The following is a 17,680-nucleotide window of genomic DNA, read 5'->3' as shown; positions in this document are numbered from 1 at the left end:
AATGAAAATTGGTCAACGAATTATGCGCTTTGGCATAAAAAAATTAAGTATCGGAGTTGTATCTGTTGCAGTCTGCTTCGCATTTCTAGCTCCTGCTGGAATTTCAGCCAATGAAGTAAAACAAGATGTAACATCTGAAGTGGCAACAAGAGTGCTAGATTCTAAGGAGGAATTGAGAGAGCCGGAAAATGTTGCTCCAAAACTAGAAACTCCTCTTAGAGAGGAGCCAAGACTAGCTCCTCAACCGCTTCCGGAAGCAAATGAAGTTCTTGAAAACAAAAGGGAAGAGTCAAAAGTAGAGATAACAGAGCCGGCTCAAGACTCACCTATTCATGCTCCTGTAGAAGAAACTAAAGAAGAAGTTGTGACAGAAAAACCAACAAATACTCGTTCTCTAACTGCAGAAGATTTGGTGAAGATTTCCAAAGGGGAATTGCATTTAGAAAATGATTTGATTGATGAATCTCTCTATGGTGAAAAAGTTCTTGATTTGGAAGGGGATGATGACCAAGATGGCATCAAAAACAAAGATGAACTTTATGTGTACAACAAAGATGGTAAGGATTATCTAGGATATAACAGTCATCCCTTGCTAGCAGACAGTGATGGGGATGGTTTGGCAGATGGGGAAGACGACAATAAGAAAGAATGGTATGTCACAGACCGTGATTCTCTTCTCTTTATGGAGTTAGCCTATCGAGACGATGATTATATTGAGAAAATTTTAGATCATAAGAATCCTTTCCCTAGTCTCTATCTTGACCGTCAAGAATACAAACTCATGCACAATGAATTGGCTCCTTTCTGGAAGATGAAAAAAGCCTACCATACAGAGAGTGGCTTGGATGCTTTCTTATTTGAGACCAAGAGCGACCTTCCTTATCTCAAAGATGGAACGGTGCACATGTTGGCTATTCGTGGAACAAGACGGAATGACGCGAAAGATTTAAGTGCAGATTTTGTTTTGTTAGGGGGAAATAAACCAGCTCAAGCGGATGATATCCGCAAGGTTGTTGGGGAATTAGCCAAGGATACAAGTATTACCAAGTTGTATATGACAGGTCATTCTCTTGGAGGCTACCTAGCTCAGATTGCAGCGGTTGAAGCTTACCAAAAATATCCTGATTTTTATAACCATGTATTACGGAAAGTGACGACTTTCAGTGCTCCTAAAGTGATTACTTCCAGAACTGTTTGGAATGCTAAGAATGGTTTCTGGGATGTTGGTTTGGAAAGCCGTAAACTAGCTGTTAGCGGAAAGATTAAGCATTATGTGGTTGATAATGATAATGTTGTGACTCCCTTGATTCATAACGATCGTGATATTGTTACATTTACAGGTAATTCACGCTTTAAACACCGTTCTCGTGGCTATTTTGAAAGTCGAATGAATGATATTCCTAACTTTAATATTGGTAAACGAACTACCTTGGATAAACATGGTTATCGTGATCCAAAATTGGATAAAGTGCGATTCTTTAAGAAACAGGCTCTGCCCCAATCTTCTAGTCAACCAAGCGCGGAACCAATGGAAAATATTACCTTAGGGAAACAGGTTACTCAAAGTTCGACAGCTTTCGAAGGAGATGCTAGAAGAGCTGTGGATGGCAAAGTTGATGGTAACTATGGTCACAATTCTGTCACTCATACCAACTTCCAATCTAAGCCTTGGTGGCAAGTAGATTTGGCTAAAGAAGAAACCATTCGCCAAATCAATATTTACAACCGAACAGACACTGCCCAGGATAGATTGGCAAACTTTGATGTCATTCTGTTAGACAGTTCTGGTAAAGAAATTGAGAGAAAACGCATAACATCTCTTAAAGATGTGTCAGCACAAATTGCGATTAACCATAAAAAAGCGCGCTATGTTCGAATTGAGCTAGAAGGCTATAATGCCCTCAGTCTTGCAGAAGTCCAAGTATATCGTGCTGAGAATATCGCTTGGAAAAAACAAGCCAAGCAAAGTTCTACTGATTTTGGAGGAGATGCTAGTCGTGCCTTGGATGGTAATACCAATAGTAGTTATAGCCAGCAATCAATTACCCATACAAAATTTGAAAACCAGCCTTGGTGGGAAGTTGATTTAGGTCGTACAGAACAGGTAGGACTTGTTCGCCTTCATAACCGTGGGGATGGAGAACTTTCTAAACGTCTGTCAGACTTTGATGTGATTTTATATGATGAAAAAGGGAAAGAAGTTGCTAGACAGTATGTTTCTAAACTTGACGGAACGAGCTTGGATGTTCAATTAAATGGGAAATTGGGACGCCGTGTTCGTGTGCAACTACGTAAGAACAATCAAGCCCTCAGTCTTGCAGAAGTAGAAGTTTTCCGCTTTATAGCTACGAATGGTGAGACGGCGACACAAATTTCTAAGCCAGTTCAACCAATCAGTCAAACTCCTGCAAAAGACAAAACATTGACAATTCAACATAGTGGAGCTTACATTGCTCGCTACTCTATAACTTGGGAAGAAGTTACAGTAGATAAAGATGGAAACCAAGTTGTTCGTAGTCGTTCTTGGGAAGGAAACGGTCGCAACCAGACTGCAGGTTTTGTCCTCAACCTCCCAATCAAAGAAAATATGAGAAATCTGCGAATTAAGATTGAGAAAAAGACAGGTCTACTATGGAATAGATGGCAAACAATCTATGAAAACAGACCAATTTTAGCTCAACCCCACCGTAAAATTACCCATTGGGAAACAACATTGAACTCTAAGGTGAGTGACAATGATGTCTTGTAATCTGATGATACAATGACAGTTAGATAATTTAGTTTATAAAAAAACTACCTGAGCTTGAATAGAACTCAGGTAGCTCTCTGTGAAAGAACAAAATTAATACTCAATGAAAATCAAAGAGCAAACTAGGAAACTAGCCGCAGGCTGCTCAAAGCACTGCTTTGAGGTTGTAGATAGAACTGACGAAGTCAGCTACCATACCTACGGCAAGGCGACGTTGACGTGGTTTGAAGAGATTTTCGAAGAGTATAAACAGAAAGGTAGAGTGCGTGTTCTAATTTGAACATGAGCGGAAAAACTTAGAAAGGAAGGGGAGTTCGGGTTTGAATTGAATCCGATCTACTCTTCTCAATATTATCAAAATTAAGAAAGGAATTGAACCCATCATAAAAGCAGTGGGAAAAGATAGTTGGTCTAGCGAGCATCGCTCACTGCGCCCCACTCCTATTTTCCCTTTGGCTTTTTAACGAGTTTGGTATCTTTCTCAATATAAAATATAAAAAAGAAAGGTAGAGCATGTGTTTTGATTTGAACACGAGCGGAAAACTTTTCTAAAAACTCAGAAGAGAAGGGGAGTTCGGGTTTGAATTGAATCCGGTCTAATCTTCTCAATATCATCAAAGTTAAGAAAGAAAGGAATTGACCCCACCCTAAAAGCAGTGGGAAAAAGATAGTTGGTCTAGCGAGCATCGCTCACTGCACTCAACTCCTATTTTCCCTTTGCTTTTTGACGGGTTTGGTATCTTTCTCAATATAAAATAAAGAAAGGTAGAGCGTGTGTTTTGATTTGAACACGAGCGGAAAACTTTTCTAAAAACTCAGAAGAGAAGGGGAGTTCGGGTTTGAATTGAAGCCGTTCTAATCTTCTCAATATCATCAAAATTAAGAAAGGAATTGACCCCACCCTAAAAGCAGTGGGAAAAAGATAGTTGGTCTAGCGAGCATCGCTCACTGCGCCCAACTCCTATTTTCCCTTTGCTTTTTGACGGGTTTGGTATCTTATATTATGTCTATCCATATTGCTGCTCAGCAGGGTGAAATTGCTGATAAAATTCTTCTTCCAGGGGATCCTCTTCGTGCGAAATTTATTGCGGAGAATTTCCTTGAAGATGCTGTTTGTTTTAACGAAGTGCGTAACATGTTTGGTTACACTGGTACTTACAAGGGTCACCGTGTATCTGTTATGGGAACTGGGATGGGAATGCCATCTATTTCGATTTATGCGCGTGAGTTAATTGTTGACTACGGAGTGAAAAAATTGATTCGTGTGGGAACTGCAGGATCTTTGAATGCAGATGTCCACGTACGTGAATTGGTTTTGGCGCAGGCAGCTGCAACCAACTCTAACATCATCCGCAATGACTGGCCACAGTACGATTTCCCACAAATCGCTAGCTTTGATTTGCTAGATAAGGCTTATCATATTGCCAAAAATCTCGGTATGACAACCCACGTTGGGAACGTTTTGTCATCTGATGTCTTTTATTCAAACTACTTTGAAAAGAACATCGAGCTTGGTAAATGGGGAGTCAAGGCTGTGGAAATGGAAGCAGCAGCACTTTACTATCTGGCAGCCCAACACCATGTTGACGCGCTAGCTATTATGACAATCTCTGATAGCTTGGTTAATCCAGATGAGGACACGACTGCAGAAGAACGTCAAAATACCTTCACCGATATGATGAAGGTTGGATTAGAAACCTTGATTGCTGAATAAAAGAGAACACAAAAGGAAGACTTTCTGGATGAAAATCTTCCTTTTTTAGTCATTCAGTCCATACTGTGACCTTAATGAAATGTTGCTCTACCGTCTATTTTTTAAGAGATTGCAAAAAACAATCAATCTCTGCTTGAGAATGGAGAATACGCATCTTTTCTGGGTAAGTATTGTTTAAATATTGGTATCTATCCTTAGCATTTTTTGTTCGACCATCCCAGAGATCCAACGAATAAATTCCCAGTTGAATTGCTCGGGGCATCCCTTAGCCATGCTTTCTCTCACTTTTCCTCTGTATTTTAAATAGCGCTTAAAGGCTCTTAGCAAACAATTCCAAGCAGAGAAGTTTAAAAAGATGATCTGGTTAGCTTCCTGCATTCTTTCTTCGTAATAACACCAAGAATAATTACCATCGATGACCCAAGCTTCATGCTTGGTGAGAAAATTTTTCATCTCGGTTAACATCCAATCACGGTCACTGTCTTGCCAACCAGGTTGAAATTGGAGTGTGTCCATATGAAGTTTTGGGATGGAGTAGTAGAGAGATAACTTTTCAGCTAGCGTTGACTTACCAGCACCAGAATATCCGATAATTGCAATTTTCATTTTCTACCTTTTCCTATTTGGAGACAAAAAAACAGCCTCTATGGACTGTTTCTTATTTAGCAAGTTTAGCTGAAAGACGAGCTTTATCGCGGCTTGCTTTGTTTTTGTGAATCAAACCTTTAGTTTCTGCTTTATCGATAGCTGAGCTAGCAGCACGGAAAAGTTCTTCAGATGGGTTTGCTTCGAAAGCTTTGATAGCAGTACGCATAGCTGATTTTTGAGCTGAGTTCTTTTCGTTTTGTTTAACGTTCAATTCAGCGCGTTTGATAGCTGATTTAATGTTTGCCAATGTTCTTACCTCCATATTTACTAACTATACCATTATATCTGAAAACTTACGTTTTGACAAGGGAAAATTACTTTTTTAAGTAAATTTCATCGATTTCATGGTTCTTGCTTTTATGAAGAATCACTTCCGCACGATTTCTGGTTGGTTCAATATAATTTTGTAGATTTGTGAGATTGATACTGGTCCAGACCTGATGGGCAAAGGACTCCACTTCCCCAATCGGCATCTGAGTAAAACGATAATAGTAGCTATCAGGGTCGTTTTGGGCTAGGCTCAGCATTTTCAAGAAACGGTCCAGATACCAACTCTCAATATCATCCACTCCAGCATCAACATAGATGGAAAAGTCGAAGAAGTCAGTGATATAGAGACGTTCGTTTTGTGGATTTTGAAAGACATTGATTCCTTCAACAATCACAAAATCAGCAGCTTTGACACTTTGCTTTTCCTCAGGTACGATGTCGTAGACTTCATGAGAATAGACAGGAATATCCACATCTTGTCCATTTTTGATGCAGTCCAAGAAGTTGAGAAGAGCTTCCATATCATAGCTTTCAGGAAATCCCTTACGATTTAAAATCCCTTGTTCAATCAAGGTCTGGTTGGGATAGAGAAAGCCGTCAGTTGTTACCAACTCAACCGTAGCATCTGTAAGTGTACGGGACAGTAGGATTTGAAGTAGGCGACTGGTTGTGGATTTTCCAACGGCAACACTCCCAGAAACCCCAATGATAAAAGGCTGGGATTTGCTTTCACGTTGAAGGAAAATCCCTTTTGAAAAGGCCAAATCATCCTTGGTACGCTTGTAAATCTGGATGAGATGGGCTAGGGGGAGATAGACATCGGTAACATCCTGCAAGCTAATCTGGTCATTAAAACTCTTGATGGATTCTAATTCCTCTTCTGTCAAAGGAGGTGTGGTCTTTCGATGTAAAGATTGCCAAGTCTGGCGACTGATTTTTTCAAAATGTAAAAATTCGTTGGTCATTTGTTTTCCCCTAGATATTTTGTCTATCATACCATAAAAAGTTAAAAAAATAAAGCGGTTTCTTGAATGTGGTAAGTCAATAGTATATAATATAAGTAGATAGAGGATGAACAATTTATTGATGAAGGAGGAGCTGCTTTCTACTGACTTATCAGCTATAAAGGGGGCTTTGGGGTTTATAACTTATAGGAGGTGTACTATGAAAATCTTGAAACGTTACCTATTGGAACTCTGTTTTATTTTAAGTTTTGCCTTACCTTTTATAAAAGGAGTCAATGCGGATAATGGTAGACGCTTTGTGGAAATCTATTACGGTTTTACTTTTTTGATGGAACATGCCATTGTAACAGCTGTCTTTATCTGTTCGCTTTTGATTGCTTTCTTCCTAAAAAAACGGTGGACGAAATGGCTTGCTGCTGGTAGTTATTTCTTTTTAGTTCTATGGATTGCGACAGAGGGTTATTTCTTCCGCATGTCACTAGAAGATTTGATACGACTTTGGACAAGTTTGGAAATCCTGACACAAACGTATCAATTGGGCTTTTATCTAAATATTTTGTTGGGAATTTTGTTGATAATTAAGTATCTGAAGGTTAAGCAATAGTAATAAAAATGCGCTTGATTATAGACAATAAATTTGTTGTTTTATCATGACAATGATAGCTGTAGTCCTAGATGAAATACAAGTTGCTTATAAAAGTTGAAAGAGATTGAAGGGGAGCTATTGTAACGCACCTTCCTTCAATCTTTTTGTTTTATTCTGGATATGTAAACGATTTACAATTCGATCCAAAATATGATAGAATAGGGTTATGAATAAAATGTACTATGCAGAAAATCCTGACGCTGCTCACGACATTCATGAGTTGAGAGTGGAGTTGTTGGGAGAAAAAATGACCTTTTTAACGGATGCGGGTGTTTTTAGCAAGAAAATGATTGACTTTGGAAGTCAACTCTTGCTCAAGTGTCTGGAGGTCAACCAAGGAGAGACAGTCCTTGATGTTGGCTGTGGTTATGGACCTTTGGGTTTGTCCTTAGTCAAGGTTTACGGCGTTCAGGCGACCACGGTCGATATCAATAATCGTGCCTTGGATTTGGCGCGACAAAATGCTGAACGAAATAAAGTAGAAGCGACGATTTTCCAGTCCAACATTTATGAACAAGTTGAAGGTCAATTTGACCATATCATTTCCAATCCCCCTATTCGTGCTGGAAAAAAAGTCGTTCATGAAATCATCGAGAAAAGTAAAGATTTCTTGGAAACTGGTGGAGATTTAACAATCGTCATCCAGAAAAAGCAAGGGGCTCCAAGTGCCAAGTCTAAGATGGAAGATGTGTTTGGCAATTGTGAAATCCTTAAAAAAGATAAGGGATACTATATCCTTAGAAGTGTGAAAGAATGAGAGCAGTTGATTTAATCCAAAAAAAACGAGACGGTCAAGAATTGACTTCAAGTGAAATTGAATGGCTGGTAGAAGGCTATGTGTCAGGAACTGTCCCTGATTATCAAATGTCTGCCTTTGCTATGGCTGTCTATTTCAAAGGAATGACGACACGAGAAATCTCAGATTTGACTATGAAGATGGTCAAGACTGGTCAAGAGTTTGATTTATCCGCTATTGATGGGGTTAAGGTTGACAAGCATTCTACTGGTGGTGTCGGCGATAAGGTAACCTTGATTTTAGCTCCTCTTGTTGCTAGCTTCGGTGTGCCTGTAGCAAAAATGAGTGGTCGTGGTCTCGGCCATACTGGTGGGACAATTGATAAATTGGAATCCATTAAGGGCTATCAAGTCGAGCGCAGTCAAGAAGATTTCATTCGTCAGGTTCAGGATATTGGTGTATCTGTCATTGGGCAATCAGACCAGCTGGTTAAAGCAGATAAACTTCTCTACGCCCTCCGTGATGTGACCGCAACTGTCGACACGATTCCTTTGATTGCGAGTTCGGTGATGAGCAAGAAAATCGCGGCAGGAGCGGATGCTATTTTGCTAGACGTAACTGTCGGTGAGGGCGCCTTCATGAAGACGGTTGATGAGGCGCGTGAGTTGGCTCAAACCATGGTGGAACTTGGTAAGGCTGTTGGCCGGAAGACAGTAGCGGTGATTACGGATATGAGCCAGCCTTTAGGGCGTGCGATTGGAAATCGTCTGGAAATCCTTGAAGCATTGGAGATTCTACAAGGTCAAGGACGTCAGGATATTACCCACTTTATTTGTGAATTGGCTCAAATTATGCTTGGTCTGGCAAATGTAAATAAAACAGTTGAAGAAGTTCGCCAACATCTTGAAAATGGCCAAGCGCTGGCTAAGTTTGAGGAAATGGTCCAAGCCCAAGGTGGAGACTTAGAAGACCTCTATCGTCCTGTAAATGTGTCCCATGTGGTGGAAATCCCTGCTCAGGAAACGGGTGTCATTTCAGCTCTTCCAGCAATGGAATTTGGGCTTTATGCCATGAGACTGGGGGCAGGCCGTGCAGTCAAGTCTGATGCCTTGGACTATGAAACAGGAATTGTTTTTGAAAAGAAGGTTGGAGATTCTGTTCAAAAGGGAGAAATTGTTGCAAAAGTATACACAAATGGAAAAATTTCTCCTCAGCTAGTTACAGATTTTCAAAAATATGTTAAAATAAATGATAGGGTGCAAAGTTTACGAGAAATTATAGAAATTATCTCATAAACAGCAGGAGAATCCGAATATGAAATTAAATAAATATATCGATCATACGCTTTTAAAACAAGATGCAACAGAAAATCAAATTGATTGTTTGTTGTCTGAGGCTAGGGAGTATGATTTTGCCAGTGTTTGCGTTAATCCGACCTGGGTTGAACATGCCAAAAAAGGGCTTGAAGGCACAGATGTCAAGGTCTGCACAGTAGTAGGTTTCCCTTTGGGGGCAACAACTTCAACTGTGAAAGCTTTTGAGACAAAAGAAGCTATCCAAAATGGTGCAGATGAGATTGATATGGTGATCAATGTTGGGACTCTCAAATCAGGCAATTTAGCCTTGGTAGAGTCAGATATTCGCGCAGTCGTGGAAGTAAGTGGTGACAAGTTAGTGAAAGTCATTATTGAAGCGTGCCTTCTGACAGACCAAGAAAAAGTTGTGGCTTGCCAATTAGCCCAAAAAGCTGGAGCTGACTTTGTCAAAACATCTACTGGCTTTTCAACTGGTGGTGCTACGATAGCAGATGTTCAACTAATGCGTGAAACAGTTGGAACTGAGATGGGTGTCAAGGCTGCTGGTGGAGCTCGTTCTTATGCAGATGCTCTAGCCTTTGTAGAAGCAGGGGCGACCCGTATCGGAACGTCAGCTGGGGTAGCCATTCTAAAAGGAGAATTGGCAGATGGCGACTACTGAGTTGATTGAACTGGCAATTGAAACCAGCAAACATGCCTATGTCCCCTATTCTCACTTTCCTATCGGAGCAGTTTTAGTAGCCAAAGACGGAAGTGTTTACACGGGAGTGAATATCGAAAATGCTAGCTATCCTTTGACCAATTGCGGTGAGAGAACAGCCATTTTTAAGGCTGTATCTGAAGGGCAAAGAGAATTTTCAGAGCTGATTGTTTATGGTCAAACTGAAAAACCGATTTCACCATGTGGTGCTTGTCGCCAAGTAATGGTCGAATTTTTTGAACAAGATCTAAAAGTGACCTTAGTCGCAAAAGATAAATCGACGGTCGAGATGACGGTCGGGGAATTACTTCCATACTCTTTTACAGACTTAAATTAGTCTGAGTCGCTCTCTGAGTGGCACGGTCCTTGCGGCCAACCAATCCATACTTGCAACATCGTTGCACATCTTATTTAGGAGGTTCAGTAATGAACAAGAAACAATGGCTAGGTCTTGGCCTAGTAGCAGTGGCAGCAGTTGGACTTGCTGCATGTGGTAACCGCTCTTCTCGTAAGGCAGATTCATCTTCTGATGTGAAGACAAAAGCAGCAATCGTCACTGATACTGGTGGTGTTGATGACAAATCATTCAACCAATCAGCTTGGGAAGGTTTGCAGGCTTGGGGTAAAGAACACAATCTTTCAAAAGATAACGGTTTCACTTACTTCCAATCAACAAGTGAAGCTGACTACGCTAACAACTTGCAACAAGCGGCTGGAAGCTATAACCTAATCTTTGGTGTTGGTTTTGCCCTTCACAATGCAGTTGAAGAAGCAGCAAAAGAGCACTCTGACTTGAACTATGTCTTGATTGATGATGTGATTAAAGACCAAAAGAATAATGTTGTGAGCGTAACATTTGCTGATAATGAATCTGCTTACCTTGCAGGTGTTGCAGCAGCTAAAACAACTAAGACAAAACAAGTTGGTTTTGTAGGTGGCATTGAGTCAGAAGTTATCTCTCGTTTTGAAGCTGGTTTCAAGGCAGGTGTTGCCTCAGTAGATTCATCTATCAAAGTACAAGTTGACTATGCTGGTTCATTTGGTGATAATGCCAAAGGTAAAACAATTGCAGCAGCACAATACGCAGCTGGTGCAGACGTTGTTTACCAAGTAGCTGGTGGTACAGGTGCAGGTGTCTTTGCAGAAGCAAAATCACTTAACGAAAGTCGTCCTGAAAATGAAAAAGTTTGGGTTATCGGTGTTGACCGTGACCAAGAAGCAGAAGGTAAATACACTTCTAAAGATGGTAAAGAATCAAACTTTGTTCTTGTATCTACTTTGAAACAAGTTGGTACAACTGTAAAAGATATTTCTAACAAGGCAGAAAAAGGTGAATTCCCTGGCGGTCAAGTGATCGTTTACTCATTGAAAGATAAAGGGGTTGACTTGGCAGTAACAAACCTTTCAGAAGAAGGTAAAAAAGCTGTCGAAGATGCTAAAGCTAAAATCCTTGATGGAAGCGTAAAAGTTCCTGCAAAATAATGGATGGAAGTCATTTCTTAGGAAGCGGCCCTCGGCCGCTTTTTTAAGAGTTGAGACAAAGTCATTTTGTCTCAGTAAAGCTTGCTACTAGATAAAATAGCAAGTTTTATTGAAATAAAATAAGACTCTGAAAGGAAGAGCACATGGCACACGAAAATGTCATTGAGATGCGTGATATTACCAAGGTGTTTGGTGAATTTGTTGCCAACGACAACATCAACCTGCACCTACGAAAAGGTGAAATTCATGCACTTTTAGGAGAAAATGGGGCTGGTAAGTCCACGCTCATGAACATGTTAGCAGGGCTTCTTGAACCAACTAGTGGTGAAATTGTGGTCAACGGTCAAGTTGTCAATCTCGATTCACCATCTAAAGCGGCTAGCTTGGGAATCGGAATGGTTCACCAGCACTTTATGTTGGTAGAAGCTTTCACGGTGGCTGAAAACATCATTTTAGGAAGTGAATTGACTAAAAATGGTGTACTAGATATTGCTGGAGCTAGCAAAGAAATCAAGGCTCTTTCTGAACGTTATGGCTTAGCTGTGGACCCTTCTGCCAAGGTGGCAGACATCTCAGTTGGAGCCCAACAACGTGTAGAAATTTTAAAAACCCTTTATCGGGGAGCTGATATTCTTATTTTTGACGAACCAACGGCTGTTTTGACTCCATCAGAAATTGATGAATTGATGGCTATTATGAAAAATCTTGTCAAAGAAGGAAAATCAATTATCTTGATTACCCACAAGTTGGACGAGATTCGCGCAGTTTCTGACCGCGTTACAGTTATCCGTCGTGGGAAATCAATTGAAACCGTCAAAATTGCAGGGGCTACTAATGCTGATTTGGCGGAAATGATGGTAGGACGTTCTGTTTCCTTTAAAACAGAGAAACAAGCATCTCAACCAAAAGAAGTGGTCTTGTCTATTAAAGACTTGGTGGTTAATGAAAACCGCGGTGTCCCGGCTGTGAAAAATCTATCCTTGGATGTTCGTGCTGGAGAGATTGTTGGGATTGCGGGGATTGATGGAAATGGTCAGTCTGAACTGATTCAAGCCATCACAGGTCTTCGCAAGGTTGAATCTGGGAGCATCGAGCTAAAAGGAAATTCAACTGTAGGCTTGCACTCACGACAAATTACAGAGTTGAGTGTTGGGCATGTTCCAGAAGACCGTCACCGTGATGGCTTGATTTTGGAAATGATGATTTCTGAAAATATTGCCCTTCAAACCTACTACAAAGAACCACATAGTAAAAATGGAATTTTGAACTATTCAAATATTACTTCTTATGCTAAAAAGCTAATGGAAGAATTTGATGTTCGTGCTGCCAGTGAATTTGTTCCTGCAGCTGCACTTTCAGGAGGAAATCAACAAAAAGCAATTATTGCTCGTGAAATTGATCGTGATCCTGATCTCCTTATCGTCAGCCAGCCAACTCGTGGGTTGGATGTCGGTGCCATTGAATATATCCACAAGCGCTTGATTGAAGAGCGTGATAATGGTAAGGCTGTTCTAGTTGTCAGCTTTGAATTGGATGAGATTTTAAACGTCTCAGACCGTATTGCCGTTATTCATGATGGTAAGATTCAAGGTATTGTGTCACCAGAAACAACCAATAAACAAGAACTTGGTGTCTTGATGGCTGGTGGAAACTTGGGAAAGGAGAAGAGTGATGTCTAAAAAATTACAACAAATTTCGGTTCCCTTGATCTCTGTCTTCCTTGGAATTTTACTTGGAGCCATTGTCATGTGGATCTTCGGCTATGATGCTATTTGGGGCTACGAAGAATTGTTCTATACAGCCTTTGGTAGCCTGCGTGGGATTGGAGAAATCTTCCGTGCAATGGGGCCTTTGGTCTTGATTGGTCTTGGATTTGCTGTTGCCAGTCGTGCAGGTTTCTTTAACGTTGGGCTTCCTGGTCAGGCTTTGGCAGGTTGGATTTTAAGTGGTTGGTTTGCCCTGTCGCATCCAGATATGCCCCGTCCCTTGATGATTCTAGCAACCATCGTGATTGCCTTGATTGCTGGTGGGCTTGTCGGAGCGATTCCGGGTATTCTGAGAGCTTATCTAGGGACGTCAGAGGTTATCGTCACCATCATGATGAACTACATTGTCTTGTATGTAGGGAATGCCTTTATCCATGCCTTTCCTAAAGAATTCATGCAAAGTACAGATTCGACCATTCGTGTCGGGGCTAATGCAACCTATCAGACACCTTGGTTATCTGAATTGACTGGTAACTCACGGATGAATATTGGTATTTTCTTTGCTCTCATTGCCGTTGCAGTCATTTGGTTTATGCTCAAGAAAACAACCCTTGGTTTTGAAATTCGTGCGGTTGGTCTTAATCCACATGCTTCAGAATATGCTGGTATTTCTGCAAAAAGAACGATTATCCTCTCAATGATTATTTCAGGTGCCTTGGCTGGTCTTGGTGGAGCTGTTGAAGGACTTGGAACCTTCCAGAATGTCTATGTTCAGGGGGCGTCATTGGCTGTTGGATTTAACGGGATGGCGGTTAGTCTGCTTGCGGCCAACTCACCAATTGGTATTCTCTTTGCAGCCTTTCTATTTGGTGTTCTCCAAGTTGGAGCTCCTGGTATGAATGCGGCACAGGTACCATCTGAGCTTGTCAGCATTGTAACAGCGTCTATTATCTTCTTTGTCAGTGTTCATTACCTTATCGAACGCTTTGTCAAACCAAAAAAACAAGTTAAAGGAGGTAAGTAAAGATGTCTATTACAACCTTGCTCACCCTCTTGGTGTCTTCTATGCTGATTTACTCAGCACCCCTCATCTTTACAAGTATTGGCGGTGTTTTCTCTGAACGTGGTGGTGTGGTAAACGTCGGCCTTGAAGGAATTATGGTTATGGGTGCCTTTTCTGGAGTTGTCTTTAACCTTGAATTTGCAGAACAATTTGGAGCAGCAACTCCATGGCTATCTTTGCTAGTTGCAGGATTGGTTGGAGGCCTTTTCTCTATCATCCACGCAGCAGCGACGGTTCATTTCCGTGCAGACCATGTTGTCAGCGGTACGGTATTGAACTTGATGGCGCCTGCCTTGGCTGTTTTCTTGGTGAAAGTTCTTTATAACAAAGGACAAACCGACAACCTAAGTCAGACTTTTGGACGCTTTGATTTCCCAGTCTTGGCAAATATCCCAGTGATTGGTGATATCTTCTTCAAGTCAACTAGTCTTCTTGGTTATCTGGCCATTGTCTTCTCATTCCTTGCTTGGTTTATCCTCTTCAAGACTCGATTTGGTCTTCGTCTCCGCTCTGTCGGTGAACATCCTCAAGCAGCGGATACCTTGGGAATCAATGTCTACAAGATGAGATATTTTGGAGTTATTATTTCAGGTTTCCTAGGTGGAATTGGCGGAGCGATTTATGCTCAATCAATCTCAGTTAACTTTTCAGTGACAACTATTGTTGGACCTGGATTTATCGCTCTTGCTGCGATGATTTTTGGGAAATGGAATCCAATCGGAGCCATGCTTTCTAGTCTTTTCTTTGGACTTTCACAAAGTTTGGCTGTTATCGGTTCTCAATTACCTTTCCTACAAGGTGTGCCTGCGGTTTATCTTCAAATCGCACCTTATGTTTTGACAATTCTTGTCTTGGCAGCCTTCTTTGGAAAAGCAGTTGCACCAAAAGCAGATGGTATCAACTATATCAAATCAAAATAAGCATACAAAAAACGTCAGTTCTGTTCAAACTGGCGTTTTATTTTTTAGGATCTTGATGGGTTAGGTTTAATCCCCAAGGGACCAAATTTTCAGTTTTATTTTTGATGCGTGTGATATTGTCCTTATGACGAATGATAATCAAACTAGCAAGAGCTAGGATAATAGCGATGAGGAGAGGGTCATAATTGCTCAGGATAAAACCAAAAAGTGGAAAGAGCAGAACCCCGATAACAGCCGCGATAGATGCAGTGACACTAGATAGTGAAATCATACTACCAAGATAGAGGGTTCCAAAGAAAACAACTGCTAGGTAGAGACAGAAGACAGGCGCAAATCCGAAAATCACTCCAGCACTGGTTGCGACAGCCTTACCACCCTTAAATCCTGCAAAGATAGGGAAGGTATGGCCAATAACAGCCAAAAGTCCAAAGATGAGAGGCGAGACGCCTTGCAGATGAAAGATAATAGGCAGAAGCGTTGCTAGTGTTCCTTTGAAAAAGTCAATGACAAAGGTCGCCATACCAGCTTTCTTACCTAAAATGCGGAAGGTATTGGTCGTTCCAGTGTTACCAGAACCGTGCTCGCGTAGATTGATTTGAAAGAATACTTGTCCAATCCAGAGACCAGACGGAATCGAACCCAGCAGATAAGCTAGGATTAATAAAACTATTGTAATCATACTCCTATTATATCATGAAATGGAGAAGAAAGGCAGAGAATCTCTTCTGAAATTGTCACACCGGAGAAAGAAAAATTTTGCAAAATCCTGGGAAAACCTGTAGAATAGTAAAGATGAACGAATAGGAGGTTCCTTGTGTCAAAAAAGGAAATCAATATTAACAATTATAATGATGATGCCATACAGGTGCTAGAAGGGTTGGATGCGGTTCGAAAACGTCCAGGGATGTATATCGGATCAACTGATGGGGCAGGTCTCCATCACCTAGTCTGGGAGATCGTCGACAATGCAGTCGATGAGGCCTTGTCTGGATTTGGTGACCGTATTGATGTGACCATCAATAAAGATGGGAGTTTGACTGTACAAGACCATGGTCGTGGGATGCCGACAGGTATGCACGCGATGGGGATTCCAACAGTTGAGGTTATCTTTACCATTCTTCATGCCGGAGGAAAATTCGGTCAGGGTGGCTACAAGACATCTGGTGGTCTCCACGGGGTGGGTTCTTCCGTTGTTAACGCTCTTTCAAGTTGGCTGGAAGTTGAAATTACCCGTGACGGGGCAATCTATAAGCAACGTTTTGAAAATGGGGGAAAACCTGTCACAACCTTGAAGAAAATCGGTACAGCTCCCAAGTCTAAAACAGGTACCAAGGTTACGTTTATGCCTGACGTGACGATCTTCTCTACGACAGATTTCAAGTACAATACCATCTCAGAGCGTCTTAATGAGTCAGCCTTTCTCTTGAAAAATGTGACCTTGTCCTTGACGGACAAGCGAACAGATGAGTCTGTTGAGTTTCACTATGAAAATGGGGTACAGGACTTTGTTTCTTATTTAAACGAAGACAAGGAAACCTTGACGCCTGTCCTCTACTTTGAAGGTGAGGATAATGGTTTTCAAGTAGAAGTAGCTCTTCAGTACAATGATGGATTTTCAGATAACATCTTGTCCTTTGTCAATAACGTTCGTACCAAGGACGGCGGAACGCATGAGACAGGACTCAAATCTGCTATCACTAAGGTCATGAATGACTATGCGCGTAAGACAGGTCTTCTCAAGGAAAAAGATAAAAACCTTGAAGGTTCAGACTATCGTGAGGGGCTAGCGGCTGTCCTCTCTATTCTAGTCCCTGAAGAACATTTGCAGTTTGAGGGTCAGACCAAGGACAAGCTAGGAAGCCCTCTTGCTCGTCCCGTTGTGGATGGTATTGTGGCGGATAAGTTGACCTTCTTCCTCATGGAAAATGGGGAGTTAGCTTCCAATCTCATTCGCAAGGCTATCAAGGCGCGTGATGCCCGTGAGGCGGCCCGTAAGGCACGTGATGAGAGCCGAAATGGCAAGAAAAATAAGAAAGATAAGGGATTGCTGTCTGGTAAATTAACCCCAGCCCAGTCCAAGAATCCTGCTAAGAATGAACTCTATCTAGTCGAGGGGGACTCTGCCGGAGGTTCTGCCAAACAAGGCCGTGACCGCAAGTTCCAGGCTATTCTACCTCTTCGTGGTAAGGTTATCAATACAGCCAAGGCCAAGATGGCAGATATCCTCAAAAATGAAGAGATCAATACCATGATTTATACCATCGGTGCGGGTGTCGGAGCAGACTTCTCCCTTGAAGATGCCAACTATGACAAGATCATTATCATGACCGATGCGGATACTGACGGTGCCCATATCCAGACCTTGCTCTTGACATTTTTCTACCGTTACATGCGTCCGCTAGTCGAGGCAGGACATGTCTATATCGCCCTTCCGCCTCTTTACAAGATGTCAAAAGGTAAAGGCAAGAAAGAAGAAGTGGCCTACGCTTGGACGGACGGAGAGCTAGAAGAACTCCGCAAACAGTTCGGTAAAGGTGCTACCCTCCAACGCTACAAAGGTCTTGGTGAGATGAATGCAGACCAACTCTGGGAAACAACCATGAACCCAGAAACTCGTACCCTCATCCGTGTCACCATCGAAGACCTAGCCCGCGCCGAACGTCGCGTCAATGTTCTCATGGGAGACAAGGTCGAACCACGCCGTAAATGGATTGAGGATAATGTCAAGTTTACGCTGGAAGAAGCGACAGTGTTTTAATGAAAGA

At 41.6% G+C, this 17,680-nt stretch carries 15 protein-coding genes and 1 pseudogene; 12 read left to right on the top strand and 4 right to left on the bottom strand.

The genetic code is table 11. The features are described from left to right. Position 1: 1 nt before the first annotated feature. Positions 2 to 2,749 (top strand): thiol-activated cytolysin C-terminal domain-containing protein, encoded by a 2,748-nt coding sequence (locus HT691_RS11490; protein ID WP_172925220.1) that lies wholly within the window; start codon positions 2 to 4, stop codon positions 2,747 to 2,749. Between the two features lie 1,003 nt (positions 2,750 to 3,752). Continuing rightward, the gene (deoD, locus tag HT691_RS00485) at positions 3,753 to 4,463 is read left to right on the top strand and encodes a purine-nucleoside phosphorylase (RefSeq protein WP_000022090.1); all 711 of its coding nucleotides are present in this window, start codon (positions 3,753 to 3,755) and stop codon (positions 4,461 to 4,463) included. A gap of 94 nt (positions 4,464 to 4,557) precedes the next feature. Here the strand turns inward: deoD and HT691_RS00480 are convergent. From HT691_RS00480 to coaA, 3 genes and pseudogenes are all read right to left on the bottom strand, one after another. Continuing rightward, a pseudogene (locus HT691_RS00480) lies at positions 4,558 to 5,069 on the bottom strand (DNA topology modulation protein). A gap of 52 nt (positions 5,070 to 5,121) precedes the next feature. Further along, positions 5,122 to 5,358: a 30S ribosomal protein S20 gene (gene rpsT / locus HT691_RS00475; protein WP_001274000.1), complete on the bottom strand. Its 237-nt coding sequence runs from the start codon at positions 5,356 to 5,358 to the stop codon at positions 5,122 to 5,124. A gap of 67 nt (positions 5,359 to 5,425) precedes the next feature. Continuing rightward, complete coding sequence (gene coaA / locus HT691_RS00470) at positions 5,426 to 6,346, bottom strand: type I pantothenate kinase (protein WP_000180513.1); 921 nt, start codon at positions 6,344 to 6,346, stop codon at positions 5,426 to 5,428. Positions 6,347 to 6,545: 199 nt separating this feature from the next. Here coaA and HT691_RS00465 point away from each other — a divergent pair, with 199 nt between their 5' ends. From HT691_RS00465 to HT691_RS00425, 9 genes are all read left to right on the top strand, one after another. Continuing rightward, complete coding sequence (locus HT691_RS00465; protein WP_023932819.1) at positions 6,546 to 6,950, top strand: hypothetical protein; 405 nt, start codon at positions 6,546 to 6,548, stop codon at positions 6,948 to 6,950. Between the two features lie 208 nt (positions 6,951 to 7,158). Continuing rightward, the gene (locus HT691_RS00460; protein WP_138706125.1) at positions 7,159 to 7,749 is read left to right on the top strand and encodes a class I SAM-dependent methyltransferase; all 591 of its coding nucleotides are present in this window, start codon (positions 7,159 to 7,161) and stop codon (positions 7,747 to 7,749) included. Beyond that, the gene (locus HT691_RS00455; RefSeq protein WP_172925219.1) at positions 7,746 to 9,023 is read left to right on the top strand and encodes a pyrimidine-nucleoside phosphorylase; all 1,278 of its coding nucleotides are present in this window, start codon (positions 7,746 to 7,748) and stop codon (positions 9,021 to 9,023) included. The genes HT691_RS00460 and HT691_RS00455 overlap by 4 nt, the downstream gene beginning before the upstream one ends. A 19-nt stretch (positions 9,024 to 9,042) precedes the next feature. After that, positions 9,043 to 9,705, top strand: coding sequence for a deoxyribose-phosphate aldolase (gene deoC / locus HT691_RS00450; RefSeq protein WP_023932823.1), 663 nt, complete (start codon positions 9,043 to 9,045; stop codon positions 9,703 to 9,705). Further along, complete coding sequence (locus HT691_RS00445) at positions 9,692 to 10,081, top strand: cytidine deaminase (protein WP_000246089.1); 390 nt, start codon at positions 9,692 to 9,694, stop codon at positions 10,079 to 10,081. The genes deoC and HT691_RS00445 overlap by 14 nt, the downstream gene beginning before the upstream one ends. Before the next feature lie 89 nt (positions 10,082 to 10,170). Beyond that, positions 10,171 to 11,226: a BMP family protein gene (locus tag HT691_RS00440; protein WP_023932825.1), complete on the top strand. Its 1,056-nt coding sequence runs from the start codon at positions 10,171 to 10,173 to the stop codon at positions 11,224 to 11,226. A 143-nt stretch (positions 11,227 to 11,369) separates the two neighbouring features. Then, complete coding sequence (locus HT691_RS00435; RefSeq protein ID WP_054392736.1) at positions 11,370 to 12,905, top strand: ABC transporter ATP-binding protein; 1,536 nt, start codon at positions 11,370 to 11,372, stop codon at positions 12,903 to 12,905. Next, positions 12,898 to 13,956 (top strand): ABC transporter permease, encoded by a 1,059-nt coding sequence (locus tag HT691_RS00430; protein WP_023932827.1) that lies wholly within the window; start codon positions 12,898 to 12,900, stop codon positions 13,954 to 13,956. Before HT691_RS00435 ends, HT691_RS00430 begins: the two co-directional genes overlap by 8 nt. A 2-nt stretch (positions 13,957 to 13,958) precedes the next feature. After that, complete coding sequence (locus HT691_RS00425; protein ID WP_172925218.1) at positions 13,959 to 14,915, top strand: ABC transporter permease; 957 nt, start codon at positions 13,959 to 13,961, stop codon at positions 14,913 to 14,915. A 37-nt stretch (positions 14,916 to 14,952) separates the two neighbouring features. Here the strand turns inward: HT691_RS00425 and plsY are convergent, their stop codons facing one another. Then, complete coding sequence (gene plsY, locus HT691_RS00420; RefSeq protein WP_023932831.1) at positions 14,953 to 15,594, bottom strand: glycerol-3-phosphate 1-O-acyltransferase PlsY; 642 nt, start codon at positions 15,592 to 15,594, stop codon at positions 14,953 to 14,955. Positions 15,595 to 15,729: 135 nt separating this feature from the next. Between plsY and parE the strand changes: the two genes are divergently transcribed. Then, a complete protein-coding gene (parE, locus tag HT691_RS00415; RefSeq protein WP_023932833.1) occupies positions 15,730 to 17,673 on the top strand; it encodes a DNA topoisomerase IV subunit B in 1,944 nt (647 codons plus the stop codon). The last annotated feature ends 7 nt before the right edge of the window (positions 17,674 to 17,680 follow it).

It is taken from the genome of Streptococcus sp. 477, assembly GCF_013277295.1.
GTDB lineage: Bacteria > Bacillota > Bacilli > Lactobacillales > Streptococcaceae > Streptococcus > Streptococcus pseudopneumoniae.
The sequence above is the reverse complement of the archived record's forward strand: the minus strand, read 5'-3'. Positions and strand labels throughout refer to the sequence as shown.

What these genes read in the sequence shown, in the direction of transcription:
- deoD (WP_000022090.1), top strand. Translation starts at nt 3,753, where the DNA reads ATGTCTATCCATATTGCTGCTCAGCAGGGTGAAATTGCTGATAAAATT.
- HT691_RS00465 (WP_023932819.1), top strand. Translation starts at nt 6,546, where the DNA reads ATGAAAATCTTGAAACGTTACCTATTGGAACTCTGTTTTATTTTAAGT.
- HT691_RS00455 (WP_172925219.1), top strand. Translation starts at nt 7,746, where the DNA reads ATGAGAGCAGTTGATTTAATCCAAAAAAAACGAGACGGTCAAGAATTG.
- coaA (WP_000180513.1), bottom strand. Translation starts at nt 6,346, where the DNA reads ATGACCAACGAATTTTTACATTTTGAAAAAATCAGTCGCCAGACTTGG.
- HT691_RS00440 (WP_023932825.1), top strand. Translation starts at nt 10,171, where the DNA reads ATGAACAAGAAACAATGGCTAGGTCTTGGCCTAGTAGCAGTGGCAGCA.
- HT691_RS11490 (WP_172925220.1), top strand. Translation starts at nt 2, where the DNA reads ATGAAAATTGGTCAACGAATTATGCGCTTTGGCATAAAAAAATTAAGT.
- HT691_RS00425 (WP_172925218.1), top strand. Translation starts at nt 13,959, where the DNA reads ATGTCTATTACAACCTTGCTCACCCTCTTGGTGTCTTCTATGCTGATT.
- deoC (WP_023932823.1), top strand. Translation starts at nt 9,043, where the DNA reads ATGAAATTAAATAAATATATCGATCATACGCTTTTAAAACAAGATGCA.
- HT691_RS00460 (WP_138706125.1), top strand. Translation starts at nt 7,159, where the DNA reads ATGAATAAAATGTACTATGCAGAAAATCCTGACGCTGCTCACGACATT.
- plsY (WP_023932831.1), bottom strand. Translation starts at nt 15,594, where the DNA reads ATGATTACAATAGTTTTATTAATCCTAGCTTATCTGCTGGGTTCGATT.
- HT691_RS00430 (WP_023932827.1), top strand. Translation starts at nt 12,898, where the DNA reads ATGTCTAAAAAATTACAACAAATTTCGGTTCCCTTGATCTCTGTCTTC.
- HT691_RS00445 (WP_000246089.1), top strand. Translation starts at nt 9,692, where the DNA reads ATGGCGACTACTGAGTTGATTGAACTGGCAATTGAAACCAGCAAACAT.
- HT691_RS00435 (WP_054392736.1), top strand. Translation starts at nt 11,370, where the DNA reads ATGGCACACGAAAATGTCATTGAGATGCGTGATATTACCAAGGTGTTT.